This window comes from Clostridioides sp. ES-S-0001-03 (assembly GCF_020676075.1).
Classification (GTDB): domain Bacteria; phylum Bacillota; class Clostridia; order Peptostreptococcales; family Peptostreptococcaceae; genus Clostridioides.
This window is the reverse complement of record NZ_JACVWJ010000015.1, coordinates 1-14,954: the sequence shown is the minus strand read 5'-3', so window position 1 is coordinate 14,954 and position 14,954 is coordinate 1. Positions and strand designations below refer to the sequence as shown.

The window sequence follows — 14,954 nt, the reverse complement described above, 5'->3', positions numbered from 1 at the left end:
GGTGGTGAATTGAATTTTAAAAACTTTATAACTAATTTTTTATTTAAAGATAAGATGTTAGGTACAGAAGAACAGTATTTTAAAAACTTAGAGTCTACTATATTTTATAAAGAATTTGCATTAAGGTCGTGTATTTCCATGATTGCCAATACTTTGGTTTTAAGTGAATTTCAGACCTTTCAAGATGGTATCTCTATTAAAGATAAAAATTATTACTTGTTTAATATAGAACCTAATCAGAATCAAAACGCAACAGAGTTTTGGCAAGAAGTTATAACAAGGCTTGTGTATGATAATGAATGTTTAGTTATACAAGAAGATGAACGGCTTTTTGTAGCTGAAAGCTTTAATGTAGAGAAGTATGTTTTCTACGAAGATATATACAAAGACATTACAATTAGAAACTATAAATTAGACAGAAGTTTTAGAGAGTCAGACGTTTTATATTTCAAATTAAATGTTGAAAGCATAAAAACGGTAATAGATTATCTCTACAGTGACTACAAAGAGTTATTAGGTAGCGCAATGGAAGGATATAGAAAAAATAATAGTGAAAAAGGTGTACTAGAAATAGATACAAACTATCCCCAAACTCGAGAAGCGCAAGAAAAACTTAACGATTTAATGAATAATAAATTTAAGCGTTATTTTGAGAATAGTAATGCTGTTTTACCACTTTCAAATGGTTTGAAATATAAAGAAAGTAATAGCACTACAAATATAAAAGATAGTAGAGATATAAGGGCGATTATAGATGATGTAATTGACTTTGTTTGTGCGGCTTTTCATATTCCTAGCGGAATTGTAAAGGGGGATGTTGCTGGAGTTGAAGGGATAACAGATAATTTTTTGAATTTCTGTATAAACCCAATAGCGCGACTTGTAACAACAGAAATAACAAGAAAAATGTATAGTAAAGATAAATTTATTAAAAAAAGTTATGTCAAAGTAGATACACAAAAAATCGCTAATATGGGACTTGAAAAAATATCGAAGGCGAGTGATTTATTGTTTAGAATAGGTGTAAATTCTATTAACGATAATTTAGAAATGCTTGGTAGAGAAAAAATAAATGAATCTTGGGCTGATGAACACTATGTAACTAAAAATTATCAGTCGATTTTAAATCCGGATTTGAAAGGAGGGGCTAATAATGGAAATGGAGAAAAGGGCGGTATCATTGGAAATAAGGGAAAGTAATTTAGAGAGTCGTAAAATAAGTGGTTATGCTGCTGTTTTTAATGATGATTATACAAAACTACAAGACAGATGGGGCGATACTTTCTATGAAAAAATTTCAAGAGGCGCATTTTTGAAAACTTTAGCTGATAATTCTAGGGATAAATTTATGCTTATAAATCATGACTGGAATAAGGTCGTAGGTAGAACTAACTCAAATTTAGTTTTAGAAGAAGATGAACATGGGTTAAGGTTTGAACTAGATATACCAGCTACTACACATGGTAATGACTTACTTGAAAATGTAAGGCTTGGACTAATTCAAGGTTGTTCTTTTGGTTTTAATATTGTAAATTCTAAAACTAGATGGGATGATAATTGGACATTTTACAGAGATATAACGGAGGTTGAATTATTTGAAATTACAGCAACCCCGATACCAGCTTACGATGACACCGAAATAAACTGTAGAAGTGATATATCTATAAAAAAGCTTAGAGAATCACAAAAAGAAGAAGTAAATCAAAAAGATAATAAAGATAATATAGAAAAAAGAAATGTCGACCTAGTATCGGCTTTTTTTAATGCATTTAATCAAGGAGGAAAATAAAAATGGCAATGAAAAATTTAGATGAAGCAACTAATGTTGAACTAAGAACAAATTTAATGGAAGCAATAAAGAGTAATGACGAGGAAAAAATAACAACATCATTTTTAAGAATGGCGGAAGATATACAAAGTAATTTACTAAAAGAAGCACGTTCTATTGCTAATATAGAATCAGCTGACAGGGCGATACTTGACAAGAGAGGTATGCCACAACTAACAAGTGAGGAAAGAGCATATTATAACCAAGCAATAGAAAAAAGAGGATTTACCGATTTAGAGATAACTATGCCAAGAACTGTATTTGATAGGGTATTTGATGACTTAGAGCAAAACCATCCTTTGCTTAGCGCTATAACTTTTGAAAATACTACAGGGGTTACAGAATGGATAATAAGAAAAACGAACGCAGAAGCTGCGTGGTGGGGTAAATTAGATGATGTTATTAAAAAAGAGTTAGAACATGGATTTAATAAAATTAATGCAGGGGCTTATAAATTATCTGCATATCTTCCAGTCGCAAAAGCTATGCTTGATTTGGGGGCTGAATGGTTAGACAGATACGTAAGGGCTGTTTTAACAGAAGCTTTAAGTTTAGGACTTGAAATGGGTATTGTAGCAGGGACAGGAAAAGACCAACCAAAAGGTATGTTAAAAGATTTAAAAGGCGCAGTCGTTGAAGGTGTGTATCCGGATAAAACTGCAAAACCGTTGATTGATTTTAAACCAGCTACATTAGGAGTTGAAATTATGGCTCCACTTACGAATGATGGTAAAAGGGCAGTTCCAAGTATTATAATGCTTGTAAATCCAGTTGATTATTGGTCTAAAATTTTCGCTGCTACAACTATGTTGACATCTAATGGCACTTATGTGTATGGAGTTCTACCTATTCCTGGAAACATAATTCAGTCAGTTGCTGTCCCTAAAGGTAAACTAATAGCTGGTATGGCAAAGGATTATTTCATGGGAATTGCTTCAAGCGGAAAAATAGAGTATTCAGACGAATATAAATTTTTGGAGGATGAAAGAACTTATCTAGTAAAACAATATGCAACAGGAGAGCCGAAAGACAACGATTCATTTTTAGTATTTGATATAGAAAACTTAGACACAACTTTAGCGACAGAAATTAATTCAAACACAAAAACCTCAGCTACTAAAACTAAGTAGGTGCAAGGATGAAGAATGAAGATATTAAAAATATAGTTGAAGAAGTGAAAGAATATCTTAATATAACTTGGATGGAAGAAGATGCGAAAATTGAAAAAATGGTTGTAAGAGGGATTGATTATTTCGAGAGTGAAATAGCTGGAATAGCATTAGATTTTAAAGATAATTTTAATAGAGAATTGCTATTTAACTATTGCAGATATGTAAGAAATAATGCACTCGAATATTTCGAGGAAAACTTTAGCAAAGAACTTCTTAGACTTCAAATAAAAAGTGCAGCTAATGAGGTTATACAGATATGAAAAAAATAAAATTTAATAACTTTAATGACGGCATTATTGAGTTTGGAGAATACAAAGAAAGTTATGATACTAAAGGTAATGCGTTAGAAGAAAAAGAGTTTATTATAAACGGCAAACTCTTTTATTCTAATGCATATATAAGAGAGCAAGACAAACTCAAATTTGATAATACAGGGTTAAAAATATCTATTAAGTTAAAAGTACCTTGCATGAGACTGATTAAAACAAGTAATGTTATAAAGTTAAATAATGAATTTTACAGCATAGTAAAACTTGATATTAACAACGATAAAACGAGTATGTATATATATTTGACTGAATTAGTTGACATACTAGATAAGCATATTTCTATTTTTATTAAAGAAAGAAAAAATGTTCTTGAAGATGTAACAATGAAATTTTATAAAAAGATTTGGGCTTGCGTTGAGGATTTAAACAGTAAAGAATTGATAGAAAATAATTCAATTAAAACTTCTACAAATAAAAAGTTTAAAATTAGATATATTAAAGAATTAGATTTAAGCATAAAACAAAATGCTATAACTAATTTTGTTATTAAATACAAAGATAAATTTTATAATATAACTCAAATTTTAAATTTAGAAGAAGAAAATAAAATACTTGAAATAACAGCAGAATCGAAGTAAAAAAGTTAGGTGATAGGATGCACTCAAAAATAGTTAATACTCTTGAAAAATTAAATATTAATATTGGTTTTCAAGAGTATGATAATTTTTTAAACGATGAAGAATATATAATATTTTTTATAGAAAATGAATACGATGCAAATTTTTCTGATAATGAAAATAAGAGTATTGTATATTCGATAAAAATAGAATATTGGTATAAGAGTTTAAAGAATATCAACAAGTATATTGACATAAAAGATATATTTAAAAAAGAAAAATTTATCTTTTTAAATTCTAGTGATTTTATAGAAAATGAACATTATTGTAAAGAATTAAAATTTAAATATGAGGAAGTTGTTTAAATGAGTGTTGAAATAACAACAGAAGGATTTGACGCTATTTTGTCCAAAATAGAAAGTATGGGTAAATCGGGTGACAGGTTGCTAAATGAAGCTGTAAAGGCTGGTGGTAATGTTATTTTGCAAGATGCATTACCAAGAGTCAGCAAAAGAAGCGGAAAGTTAAAAGATGGTTTAAAAGTAAGTGGAGTTAAGAAAAAAGGTGGTACTAAGTATGTTTTAGTTGGTATTACGAAAGAGGATAATTCAGAAATTTTTTATGGAAAGTTTTTAGAGTTTGGAGCATCTGCGCATAAAATACCAATCAAAAAAGGTAAGAAAAAAGGCAGGGTAGTAAATCATCCTGGAGTGACTGCAAAACCGTTTTTAGCACCCGCATATGAGTCAAAAAAAGATGAAGCTAAAAAATGTAATGAAAGAAATATTAAAAAGAGGATTGGGGCTATAATGGTTAATATAAATGATTTAGTAATAGAAACATTAAAGCCTTTGAAAATTCCTGTTTTGTTTCAAAGATTTGATGGAGATGAAGAAACATATATAACTTTTTTTAGTTATTTAGAACAAAATCGCTATGCGGATGATGAAGTAGTAGGAACAGAGCATTATATTCAGATAGATTTGTTTAGTAAGAATAAAATGAGTTATATAAATAAAGAAATTGAAAGATTGCTTAAAGAAAATAATTTTATAAAAAGAAGTATACACGAAATAAAAGAATCTGATTGTAGTTACCATACTGCCTTTAGGTTCTTATTTTTTACAAAAAATGAGGAGGATTAAAAAATGGCTATTATAGGATTAAGAAACTACAGACTTGTTAAGTTACTTGTAGATACAGAAAGCGAACTTGAATATGATACTAAAATAATGCGATTAATAGGTGCCAAAAGTATAAAAATAGCACCGAAAGTTGACAGCGCGGAAAATTATGGCGACGACCAATTGCTAGAGACAGCTTCGGCAATGGGGGGCATAGAGGTGGAATTTGAAGTTGCTAGTTTAACGCTAGAAGAAAAAGCGTTCATCTTGGGATACAAATATAAAGATGGTGTATTAATTGAAGATAAAGACTTTAATCCGCCTAATATTGCGCTCGGTTTTGAATCTCCTAAATCGCAGGGAGGAAATAGAATGGTTTGGCTAACTAAGGGAGTATGCGAACCACTTGAAGAAGAAGCTAAAACAAAAGAGGATAAAGCTGAATTTCAATCTCAAAAAATCAAACTTAAATTTATGCCACGTATAAATGATGGTCGACATAAAATAACAGCTGATACAGATATCGAAAACGCCCCAACTGATGCAGAATTTTTTACAACAGATTTTTTAAAAACAGCAGCAAAACCAACAGCACCAGCTAAAGCGAATTTAAATAAATAAGGAGAAAATAAAAAATGGAAATAAAATTAACTATAAATGAAGAAGAAAAAATATTCAAAGCACCTCCTATCGCACTTAAGAAATTAGATAACGCTTTTGCATTAACTGATAAAATTAACGATGGTCTTAGTATGAGAGAATTATTTCAAGAATTATTAGATTTTACAACAGACATATATGGCGAACAATTTACAAAAGAAGAATTGCTAAATGGATTTTATCCTGCTGGTGATTTTATGTCAAAAGCGTTAGAAGATTTATCAAGAGTAAGCGGAGGTTTTGAGGAAAAAGTAAAAAACTAAGTGCTGGAGAAGATACAGAAAATAATTCTAAAGAAAATAGGTATCTATCTCCAAGAGATTTTATAAAAGATTTATATAGTATGTTTTTGTTTGAAAAAAATTGGAGCATGGTCGATATAGACAACATGGATATATTTTATTATTTAGATATACTTGCATACATGAAGAAAAATAAAAGTGATAAAAATAATCCGAGTGAAAATGATGTCTATATCGACCAATTAAGCTGGTTATAAGGATGTGAGTGTATGTGTAAGTACTGTGAAGTTGAAGAAAGTGAAGCAGCTTTTAAAAGAGGGAACACAAATAGAGGCGAGTTAATAACTCATGATTGTGATATAGAAATGTGGATTGAAAAAGAAGGTAATGAGTATTTTTTAAATTCTGAATGTTGGTGTGGTTACTATGGCGAAAGTTTTGAATCTATTATGTATTGTCCATTTTGCGGAAGAAAATTAATTTAATATAAGTTTTATATAAAATAAATCAAGATAAAAATCTTGGTTTATTTTTTTTCAAGTGAGGTGAGAAAATGGCGGAAGATGTAGGCGAATTGGTTGTTCGGGTCGCTATGGAAAATAGTTCATTTCAGCAAGGAATTAATAATTTAAATAGACAAATGAAGTTAATGAGAAGTGAGTTTAAAAATTCTGGTGCTGGCGTAAAAGATTATGGAACTTCTTTAGACGGCTTGAAATCTAAACAACAAATGTTATCTAGTACTATACAACAGCAATCTAAAGTGGTTACAGCATATAAAAATAAATTAAATGAAAGTAAAGCGACTTTAAGTGAGACAGCACAAAAACAAGTTGAACTTAAAGAAAAAGTTAACCAAGCAAAAAGTGCTTACGAACAGAGCAAGGCGACGCTAGGCGAAAATGCAGAGGAAACAAAAAGATTAAAAACGGAACTTGATGGCTTAGAGCAGGAGTATGCTAAGAACGAAGAAAAAATAAGGTCTAATTCGTCAGCGGTTGATAACTGGTCTATTAGAGTTAATAATGCAGAGTCGAGGCTTTCTGAAATGCGTTCAGAGTTAGATGATACAACAGAAAGAATAAATCAGCAGGAAAATAAATGGAATCAATTAGCGACTAAAATGACTGAAATAGGCAATAAGTTTAGTTCGGTCGGGAAACAAATGCAAGATGTGGGAAAAAAAATGACTATGGGAATTACTGCACCCATTGCTGCTATCGGGGTAGCAGCTAGTAAACTTGGTATGGATTTTGAAGCATCTATGTCAAATGTACAAGGGTTAAGTGGAGCAACAGCTGACGAAATGGTTCAACTTGAAAAAGCAGCTAGAGAAGCAGGAGCATCTACATCCAAAACAGCCAAAGACGCAGCTGATGCGCTTGGCTATATGGCTTTAAAAGTTAGAGCGGTTATAAGGAAACTTATAGCATAAAATAGAACGTGAAAACGGCGAAAACTAAATTTATTTAACGATATTTGATATTGTAAAATTGGTATAATTAAAACAAAGATATTATACAAATATTTAAAATCTGTTAAATAAACATGTCAATACCGTGCCAAGTTTAGAAGGAAACTTCTTTGAAGGTGTAGAGACTAGATAAAGTAAACTAAGTTTAAAGTCCTTTTGAAAGGGCTTTTTATATGTTGAAATATCCACGAGCGCGTTCTACCCTAACAAGTAAAGTTGAGGGTAAAGAGATAGTCCGAACTATATAGAAATATATAGAAGTAGAGAATAAAGAGTCTCTACGATAACAAAATGTAGCTGGATGGGATGCAAAAACCTCTATGGAAGCTTTGATGCCTGTTTTAAGACTTTCGGAAGCTGGAAATTTAGACCTTGCAAGGACTTCTGATTTGGTGACTGACTCCATGTCAAGTCTTGGGATTAGTGTAAAAGAGTTACCAACGTACTTAGACCAAGTTGCCAAAACTGCTGCAAGTTCAAACACTAATATCGACGCGCTTATGGAAGCTATGATAGTAAGTGGAGGTACTTTTAAAAATTTAAATGTACCTTTATCAGAAGCTAACGCACTACTTGGAATACTCGCAAATAGAGGACTAAAAGGCAGCGAGGCAGGAAACTCTTTAAATTCAATCATGATAAATCTGACAAGTGGAGCAGGTCAAGCTGGTGTAGCAATGGAGAAGTTAGGGCTAAGTGCTTTTGACTCTAACGGAAAGTTTAAAGGCATGGCTAATGTTTTGTTAGAACTTAAAGAAAAAACAAAAGACATGACAGAAGAACAACGAACAATGTATTTATCTATGATAGGTGGAAAAACACAAATATCTACTTTACAAGCTTTATTGTCCGGAGTCGGAGAGGAATATTCAGAACTTGAGAAAAAAGTTGGCAATAGCACAGGCGCATTAGATAAAATGGCTAAGACTATGCAAAATAATAATAAAGGTTCTATAACTGCTTTAATGTCAGCTATTGAGGAATTAGGGCTTAAAATATATGATGCCCTAAAACCTAGCATAGCGCAAGCGGTTAGCTGGTTTCAAAATCTTACAAATAAATTAAATGCAATGAAACCTGCTACAGTAGAAACTATAGTTAAAATAGCAGGATTGGCGGCAGCACTCGGACCAGTTCTATTAATTGGTGGAAAAATTGTTAGTATGATTGGTGGAGTTATAGGGGCTTTTGGTACTTTCTCGGCTGCTATGGCAGTTGTAACAACAGGAGCAGCCGCAGCAACACCAGCTGTGGGTGCTTTAGCTACAATATTAGGTGCATTATCAAGCCCCGTCGCTATAGCTGTAGCAGGAATTGCTGCACTAGGTATTTCGGTTGCAGCAGTTGCAAAAGACATGTCGAAAGATGCTATAGAACCAATTAGCCGATTTGGCAAAAGTATATCAGATAACACAAAAGAAGCCGTAGGCGCGTTTATGGATTTAGAGGAAAAAACAACAGTATCTTTAAACCAGCTAATGTGGAGTGGCGAAACTGTTTCAGAGAAAATGAAACAAACAATAGTATCTAACTTTACAGAAATGTCAAATCAAATTGTGGCTAAACTACAAGAAAGTAAAGAGCAAGGTATTCAGTCTTTACAAGAAATGTTTGCGACTTCTAAAAATTTAAGTGACAAAGAAAAAGAAGAGTTAATAAAAAATACAGAAGAAGCGTATTCAAGCAAAGAAGAAAAAATAAAAAAGAGCAATGAAAAAGTAAATCAAATAATGACTAAAGCTAGTCAAGAACACAGAGCATTAACAAAAGAAGAATCAACAGAGATAAATCAAATAAAAACAGATATGTTAAATACTGCTGTTGACACAATGAGTAAAAGCGAAGCAGAGCAAGCAGCGATAATGGAAAGAATGAAAGCAAATCATGTTGATTTATCAGCTAAAGAAGCGGCGGAAGTAGTTAAAAACTCAATAAAGAAAAAAGATGAAAGTATAAAAGCAGCTAACGAAGAATATAACGAAAGATTAAAAATAGCCGCACGGCTTAGAGCAGAGGGTGGCGCAGAAAATGAAAAGTTAGCGGATAAAGTAGTACAAGAAGCAACAAGACAAAAAGACGAATCAATAAATAAAGCTAAAGAAATGCATCAAGGAGTCGTTGCAGAAGCACAGAAACAAGCAGAAAACCAAGCAAGTAAAGTTGATTGGACAACTGGAGAAATAAAATCAAAGTGGCAAGTATTAAACGATACAGTAAAAAGCAAGATGCAAGAATGGGACAGTATAGCTGGCGACTGGGTAGAAGGCTTAAAAGAAAAAATATCTACTGGATGGGCTAATTTGAAAGAAAATACAGCCCTTTTGTGGGATAACATAAAACTTACCGTGATGACTAAATGGACAGAAATAAAAGAGTCTATAAGTTTAAAAATAGAAGAAATAAAACAAAGTATCAGCGAGAAATGGGAGTCTATAAAGTTATTTTTTCAAACAACTTGGGAAAGTATAAAACTTATTTTTAGTAATGCTTGGGATGCAATAAAGCAACAATTAGAAGAGAAATTCGCACCTTTTATTGAAAAATTAAAACTTATTTTTGATGGTATAAAAGAACTTTTTAATAATGTTTGGGAAGTTGTAAAAAATATAGTACTTGGTGCTGTGTTATTAATTTTGGATTTAGTAACAGGGAATTTTGATAAGTTAAAAACAGATGCAATACAAATTTGGGAAAACATAAAACAAGGTTTATCGGATGCATGGGAAGCTATAAAAGAAGTATTTAACAATGCATTAGCTGCAATAGGTGATTTACTTTCTAGCATGTGGGAAAGTATGAAAAGTACTGCAATAACCATATGGGAGTCTATAACACAAACTTTAAGTAGTATATGGGAAAATATAAAGTCGACTTGTTCTAATGCTTGGGAAGGTTTAAAAACGATTTGCTCAAACACATGGACAAATATAAAAACAACACTTGTAACCGCATGGGAAAACATGAAAACAGCTGTTAGTACTAAGTTGACTGAAATTAAAAATAATATTACAACTGTTTGGAATAGTGTTATTACATTCTTTAAAACACTTCCAGCTAAATTAAAACAAGCCGCTATTGACATGTTTACAAGACTAAAAGAAGGAATAGACTCGAAAAAACAGGATGCTGTTAACGCATCCCAAAAAGTCGGAACTGATGTTGTAAACAAAATAAAAGAATTTCCAAGTAAGCTATTAACGGCTGGTCAAGATTTAGTAAACGGTCTAGTAAAAGGGATATCGGGCTTTGCTTATAAAGTAGTAGACGAAGCTAAAAAACTAGGGCAAAAGGCTGCTGATGCAGTTAGAAATGCACTTGGAATACATTCGCCTTCTCGTGTAATGGCTGAAATTGGTAAATTTGTTGATGAAGGTTTAGCGCAAGGTATTGCTAATAATAGTGACTCAGTGAAAAAAGCAACTGAAAAGATAACAAAGATTATAGAAGAAGAAACAAAGAAAGCTACAAAAGCATGCGAAGCAGATATAAAACTGTTTAATAAACAAATAGATGAATTATCTAAACAAGAAAAAGCAGCACTTAAAAAAGTTAAAGGTAGTGCTAAAGATGCATTGCAAGAAGAATATGCAGCTAAAAAAGAAAAAATAAAAGAAGCTATAGAGTTAAGAAAAGAACAAAAAGAAAAAGAAGTTGAACAACTAAAAGAGATAGCAAATTCAGCCAAAGAGCAACTAAATAAAGAATTACAAGACAGACAAGAATTTGTAAAAAAAGTTGATGATTTAACAAAAGCAATAGTTGATGCACTAAAAGAAAAATATAAACAAGAATATGAGGCTCAACAGGCGAGTATAAAAAAAGAATTAGACGCACTAGATAATTGGAAAGAAGAAAGTATAGATAGAATTAACAGTGTCTATGATGCAAAAATTAAAGCGATTGACAACGAGTTAGAAGCTTTTGAAAAAGCTGAAAAGGAAAAAGATAGACAAGAAGAGGACAGAGAAGAACTAAGTAAAATAGAAGAAATAAAAACAGCTATAAAGTTTGAACACGATGACACTAACAAAGAACAATTACAAAAAGAACTAGAGAAGATTTTAGCTGAAAGAAAGAAAAGAATAGAGCAACAAGAAATAGAAGATAAAAAAGAAGCTTTAAAAAAGAGAAAAGAAGAGTTAGAAGAAAAGAAAAAAGATGAAATAGAAAATATAAATCAAATTTACGAAAGTGAAAAAGAATATTACAACAAAAGGCTTGAAGATGCTAAAAAATTCTATGATGAAAGGATAAAAGAATCAAAACTTCAAGCAGAAGCAGAAAAAATGATAATGGATAAAAACCAAAAAGAGATAGTTGCATTATTAAATAGTTATTCAGATGCATATAAAAATGCAGGTCAAACGCTAGGTGAAAAATTACTTGAAGGATTTAAGCCTGCCATAAACGAAATTAAAAATTTAATTGATAGTATTACAAGAGAAATAAATAATGCTAGAAATGAAGCGTTGAGTTTAAATAGTGATATTAGAAAAGGAAATTCAGCAGCTAGTTCAAATCTGGGAAGAAGGGAAGCAACTTATAATAATAATTCAAGAACATCAAATTACAACGTAAATGTTAATAGTACAGACTCAAACACAGCAAGAGAAATCGAAAGAACAATAAGAAGTCTAGCATTTAGCTTATAAAAAAAGGAGTGTGAAACTTGCAAAAATTAATATGTAGAAATTCGAAAGGGCAAGAGATTGTATTAGGAAACTCGCGCCCTTTTTTGTTAGAAAAAATAGAAAATGGAGCAAATACTAGTGCTAATATTTCAACTTCAAATAATCTAGGCGATGGTGTAAGTGTAGACGACATAAGTATAAAAGAGAGGTTGCTTCCGATTTCAGCGGCTATTTATGCAAAGAGCAGGGAGGATTTAGACTTAAAACGTACTTATCTAACATCTTTATTCAATCCTAAATTTGGAGAAATGGAGTTTATATATACAAACAATGCATTAACTAGACGTGTTAAAGGAGTTGTGCAAGATATAACATTTCAAACACCAGTTGGATTAATGCAAAAGTTTCTTATCCAATTTTTAACTCCAAACCCGTTTTGGATGGATGAGTTTATTTTAAAAGAAGAGGTTGCGCTTTGGGTTGGCGACTTCGAATTTGCTTTAGAAATAGGCAATGAAGGAATAGAGATGGGACACAGAGTAAGTAATTTAATTTGCAATGTAGTAAACAACGGAGATGTTGAATGCGGTATGAAAATACAATTTAAAGCACTTGCAACAGTTGATAATCCTAGCTTATTTAATATAAATACAAGAGAATATATTAAAATAAATAGAACTCTTGAAGCTGGCGACTTATTAGAAATAACAACAGAATTTGCAAATAAAAGAATAGAGTTAGTAAAATCTAACTACGAAAGAATAAATGTCTTTAATTGGATTGACTTAGATAGCGAATTTTTACAACTTAGTGTGGGAGATAATTTGTTTCGTTATAACGCAGATGTCGGAATTGATAATTTAGAAATGTCTATATATTATAATCCACTTTATTTGGGGGTGTAATATGCAACAGAGCATAAGAATACTAGATAAAAATATAAACCTAATCGCTGAAATAGATAATTACGAGGAATTACAGATTATCAAAAGATTTCATAAGGTGGGGGAGTTTAGTTTAAAAATAAATGCTAATAAAAATCATGTAGATAAACTAGTTAAAAATAATATAATTTTACTTGGTAAAAATTATAATAAAGTTTGCTTAATACTTCATCGAGAATTTGTGTACACTGAAACAGGAGAAAAAAGCGACATTCTATCTGTTAAAGGTGTAGATTTAAAAGGATTATTAAACAGAAGGCTTATTGTACCAAAAACTGGAGAAGCTTTTGAAAGCCATGAGGGTACACAGGAAGAAATTATAAAAGCTTTTGTTAATAATAATTGTGTAGCCCCTTCAAACTCGAAGCGAATAATTGATAATCTTATCATTTCAGAAAATAAAAACCTTGGAAATGATGACGTGTGGCGAAGTTCTTACGAAAATTTAAGCGATAAAATCCAAGAAATAACAGAGTTTTGTGGGCTTGGTTGGGAGATAACATTAGATACTAAACAAAAGAAATTTATTTTCGATGTGATTGCTGGTAAAGATTTGACTATTAACCAAAAGGTAAATCCGCCAATTATTTTCAGAAGCGATTTTAATAATATAAGAGCAAGACACTTTACAGAAAGTATAATTAATTCTAAAAATGTTGTTTACGCAGGCGGCAGAGAAGATGCAACAAAACTAGTAATTTCAACTGGCGAAGTGGAAGGTTTCGAAAGAAGCGAAGTTTTTGCAGATGTAAGCGAAAACACTATAAGTATACTACAAAAAGAAAGCGAAATTAAACTAAAAGAATATGAAGAATTGAAAAGTTTTGAATTGGAGGTAGACCCTAAAAATACTTTTATATATGAAAAAGATTATAACCTAGGAGACATTGTTACAATACAAGATAGAAAATTAAAAGTAACAATGAATACTAGAATTGTAGAAGTACAAGAAAATTACAATAAAAGTGGAATGAAATTAAAAATTACGTTTGGGAGCAGTATACCAACCTTATTTTCGAAGATAAAAAGGATGGTGAGATAATGGAAAAAAGTTTTGTATTTAATAGTATAAACGGCGATAGGAGATATAAGGCGGAGGACTTTCGAGAATACTTTGCAAGTTTTATAGGCAATGGCGTATTTCCTAATTCGAGTACTAATTTACAAGTTGTAGATAACAACAACATGACTATAACAGTAAAAAAAGGGAAAGGATGGATTAATGGGGCTATCTATATAAACACAAACGATTTAGTAATTAATATAGACCCTGCAGATGGAATTTTAAATAGAATAGACAGAGTAGTTTTAAAATTTGATACTCTAAATAGAAATATTAAATTAGTTGTTAAGAAAGGTACTTTTAATAGTTCACCAGTGCCAGCAGAAATTCAGCGCGATGCAGACGCATACGAACTTGCGTTAGCTGATGTTTTTATTAAAGCTGGTGCTATAAGTATTACACAGAGTTCTATAACAGATTTAAGATTAAATAAAACTTTGTGCGGGATTGTAAAAGGTACAGTAGAAGAAATAGACACAACAACATTGCTTGCGCAGTTGAACTCTTGGAAAGATGAAGAAATAAGTAATTTTAATGTTTGGCGAGAAAATCAAGAGAATGAACAAAATGAATGGTACAATACTACAACAACAAATTTTGTATCCGAGTTTAATGTTTGGTTTGAAAGTATAAAAGATATTTTAAGTGGAGACGCAGCTGGAAACTTATTAAATGAGATAAATAAAGTAAAAGAAGAGTTAGCAAAAATAGAAACAACAGCAGATAAAACAAGTTATAACAATGCAACAAGTAATCTTACTGCTACAAATGTTCAAGGGGCAATAGATGAAGTTGTTGCAAAAATAGAAAGATTTAATGAGGTTAATATATCTATACAAAATGATATGTTACCTATTTAAGAAAGGAGAGTGATAAGGTGCAGACAGTATGGAATTTTAATTATACAGGTTCACCACAAAGTGTAATATT

Annotated in this window: 15 protein-coding genes and 1 pseudogene; all 16 read left to right on the top strand. The window is 31.2% G+C overall.

Features of this window, described 5'->3' with window-relative positions; translation table 11 throughout:
* Positions 1 to 9: 9 nt before the first annotated feature.
* The 16 genes and pseudogenes from IC174_RS19395 to IC174_RS19320 all read left to right on the top strand — a co-directional run bounded on the left by IC174_RS19395 (position 10) and on the right by IC174_RS19320 (position 14,884).
* Entirely contained in the window at positions 10 to 1,200 is a 1,191-nt protein-coding gene (locus IC174_RS19395; protein ID WP_227483739.1) for a phage portal protein, read from the top strand.
* Positions 1,154 to 1,789, top strand: a complete 636-nt coding sequence (locus IC174_RS19390; protein ID WP_227483738.1) for an HK97 family phage prohead protease — start codon at positions 1,154 to 1,156, stop codon at positions 1,787 to 1,789. Before IC174_RS19395 ends, IC174_RS19390 begins: the two co-directional genes overlap by 47 nt.
* A gap of 2 nt (positions 1,790 to 1,791) precedes the next feature.
* Positions 1,792 to 2,958: a phage major capsid protein gene (locus IC174_RS19385; RefSeq protein WP_227483737.1), complete on the top strand. Its 1,167-nt coding sequence runs from the start codon at positions 1,792 to 1,794 to the stop codon at positions 2,956 to 2,958.
* Between the two features lie 8 nt (positions 2,959 to 2,966).
* The gene (locus IC174_RS19380; protein ID WP_227483736.1) at positions 2,967 to 3,260 is read left to right on the top strand and encodes a hypothetical protein; all 294 of its coding nucleotides are present in this window, start codon (positions 2,967 to 2,969) and stop codon (positions 3,258 to 3,260) included.
* A complete protein-coding gene (locus IC174_RS19375) occupies positions 3,257 to 3,907 on the top strand; it encodes a phage head closure protein (RefSeq protein ID WP_227483735.1) in 651 nt (216 codons plus the stop codon). Before IC174_RS19380 ends, IC174_RS19375 begins: the two co-directional genes overlap by 4 nt.
* Before the next feature lie 17 nt (positions 3,908 to 3,924).
* Complete coding sequence (locus tag IC174_RS19370) at positions 3,925 to 4,251, top strand: hypothetical protein (RefSeq protein WP_227483734.1); 327 nt, start codon at positions 3,925 to 3,927, stop codon at positions 4,249 to 4,251.
* Entirely contained in the window at positions 4,252 to 5,031 is a 780-nt protein-coding gene (locus tag IC174_RS19365; RefSeq protein ID WP_227483733.1) for an HK97-gp10 family putative phage morphogenesis protein, read from the top strand.
* Between the two features lie 3 nt (positions 5,032 to 5,034).
* On the top strand, positions 5,035 to 5,631 hold the full coding sequence (locus IC174_RS19360; RefSeq protein WP_227483732.1) for a major tail protein: 597 nt from the start codon (positions 5,035 to 5,037) through the stop codon (positions 5,629 to 5,631).
* Positions 5,632 to 5,645: 14 nt separating this feature from the next.
* A complete protein-coding gene (gpG, locus tag IC174_RS19355; protein ID WP_227483731.1) occupies positions 5,646 to 5,933 on the top strand; it encodes a phage tail assembly chaperone G in 288 nt (95 codons plus the stop codon).
* 80 nt (positions 5,934 to 6,013) lie between these two features.
* Positions 6,014 to 6,169: a hypothetical protein gene (locus IC174_RS19350; protein WP_227483730.1), complete on the top strand. Its 156-nt coding sequence runs from the start codon at positions 6,014 to 6,016 to the stop codon at positions 6,167 to 6,169.
* Between the two features lie 12 nt (positions 6,170 to 6,181).
* Positions 6,182 to 6,397 (top strand): hypothetical protein, encoded by a 216-nt coding sequence (locus IC174_RS19345; protein ID WP_227483729.1) that lies wholly within the window; start codon positions 6,182 to 6,184, stop codon positions 6,395 to 6,397.
* A 68-nt stretch (positions 6,398 to 6,465) separates the two neighbouring features.
* Positions 6,466 to 7,347 carry a hypothetical protein gene (locus IC174_RS19340; protein ID WP_227483728.1) on the top strand — a complete coding sequence of 294 codons (882 nt, stop codon included), beginning with the start codon at positions 6,466 to 6,468 and terminating at the stop codon, positions 7,345 to 7,347.
* A 347-nt stretch (positions 7,348 to 7,694) separates the two neighbouring features.
* Positions 7,695 to 12,038: pseudogene (locus IC174_RS19335) on the top strand (phage tail tape measure protein); the annotation flags it as partial.
* 17 nt (positions 12,039 to 12,055) lie between these two features.
* Entirely contained in the window at positions 12,056 to 12,922 is an 867-nt protein-coding gene (locus IC174_RS19330) for a phage tail family protein (RefSeq protein WP_227483726.1), read from the top strand.
* A gap of 1 nt (position 12,923) precedes the next feature.
* Positions 12,924 to 14,003, top strand: coding sequence for a siphovirus ReqiPepy6 Gp37-like family protein (locus IC174_RS19325; protein ID WP_227483725.1), 1,080 nt, complete (start codon positions 12,924 to 12,926; stop codon positions 14,001 to 14,003).
* Complete coding sequence (locus IC174_RS19320; protein ID WP_227483724.1) at positions 14,003 to 14,884, top strand: hypothetical protein; 882 nt, start codon at positions 14,003 to 14,005, stop codon at positions 14,882 to 14,884. Before IC174_RS19325 ends, IC174_RS19320 begins: the two co-directional genes overlap by 1 nt.
* The last annotated feature ends 70 nt before the right edge of the window (positions 14,885 to 14,954 follow it).

Coding starts and splice junctions, on each gene's coding strand:
- IC174_RS19390 (WP_227483738.1), top strand. CDS start 1,154: ATGGAAATGGAGAAAAGGGCGGTATCATTGGAAATAAGGGAAAGTAAT.
- IC174_RS19385 (WP_227483737.1), top strand. CDS start 1,792: ATGGCAATGAAAAATTTAGATGAAGCAACTAATGTTGAACTAAGAACA.
- IC174_RS19380 (WP_227483736.1), top strand. CDS start 2,967: ATGAAGAATGAAGATATTAAAAATATAGTTGAAGAAGTGAAAGAATAT.
- IC174_RS19375 (WP_227483735.1), top strand. CDS start 3,257: ATGAAAAAAATAAAATTTAATAACTTTAATGACGGCATTATTGAGTTT.
- IC174_RS19370 (WP_227483734.1), top strand. CDS start 3,925: ATGCACTCAAAAATAGTTAATACTCTTGAAAAATTAAATATTAATATT.
- IC174_RS19365 (WP_227483733.1), top strand. CDS start 4,252: ATGAGTGTTGAAATAACAACAGAAGGATTTGACGCTATTTTGTCCAAA.
- IC174_RS19360 (WP_227483732.1), top strand. CDS start 5,035: ATGGCTATTATAGGATTAAGAAACTACAGACTTGTTAAGTTACTTGTA.
- gpG (WP_227483731.1), top strand. CDS start 5,646: ATGGAAATAAAATTAACTATAAATGAAGAAGAAAAAATATTCAAAGCA.
- IC174_RS19350 (WP_227483730.1), top strand. CDS start 6,014: ATGTTTTTGTTTGAAAAAAATTGGAGCATGGTCGATATAGACAACATG.
- IC174_RS19345 (WP_227483729.1), top strand. CDS start 6,182: ATGTGTAAGTACTGTGAAGTTGAAGAAAGTGAAGCAGCTTTTAAAAGA.
- IC174_RS19340 (WP_227483728.1), top strand. CDS start 6,466: ATGGCGGAAGATGTAGGCGAATTGGTTGTTCGGGTCGCTATGGAAAAT.
- IC174_RS19325 (WP_227483725.1), top strand. CDS start 12,924: ATGCAACAGAGCATAAGAATACTAGATAAAAATATAAACCTAATCGCT.
- IC174_RS19320 (WP_227483724.1), top strand. CDS start 14,003: ATGGAAAAAAGTTTTGTATTTAATAGTATAAACGGCGATAGGAGATAT.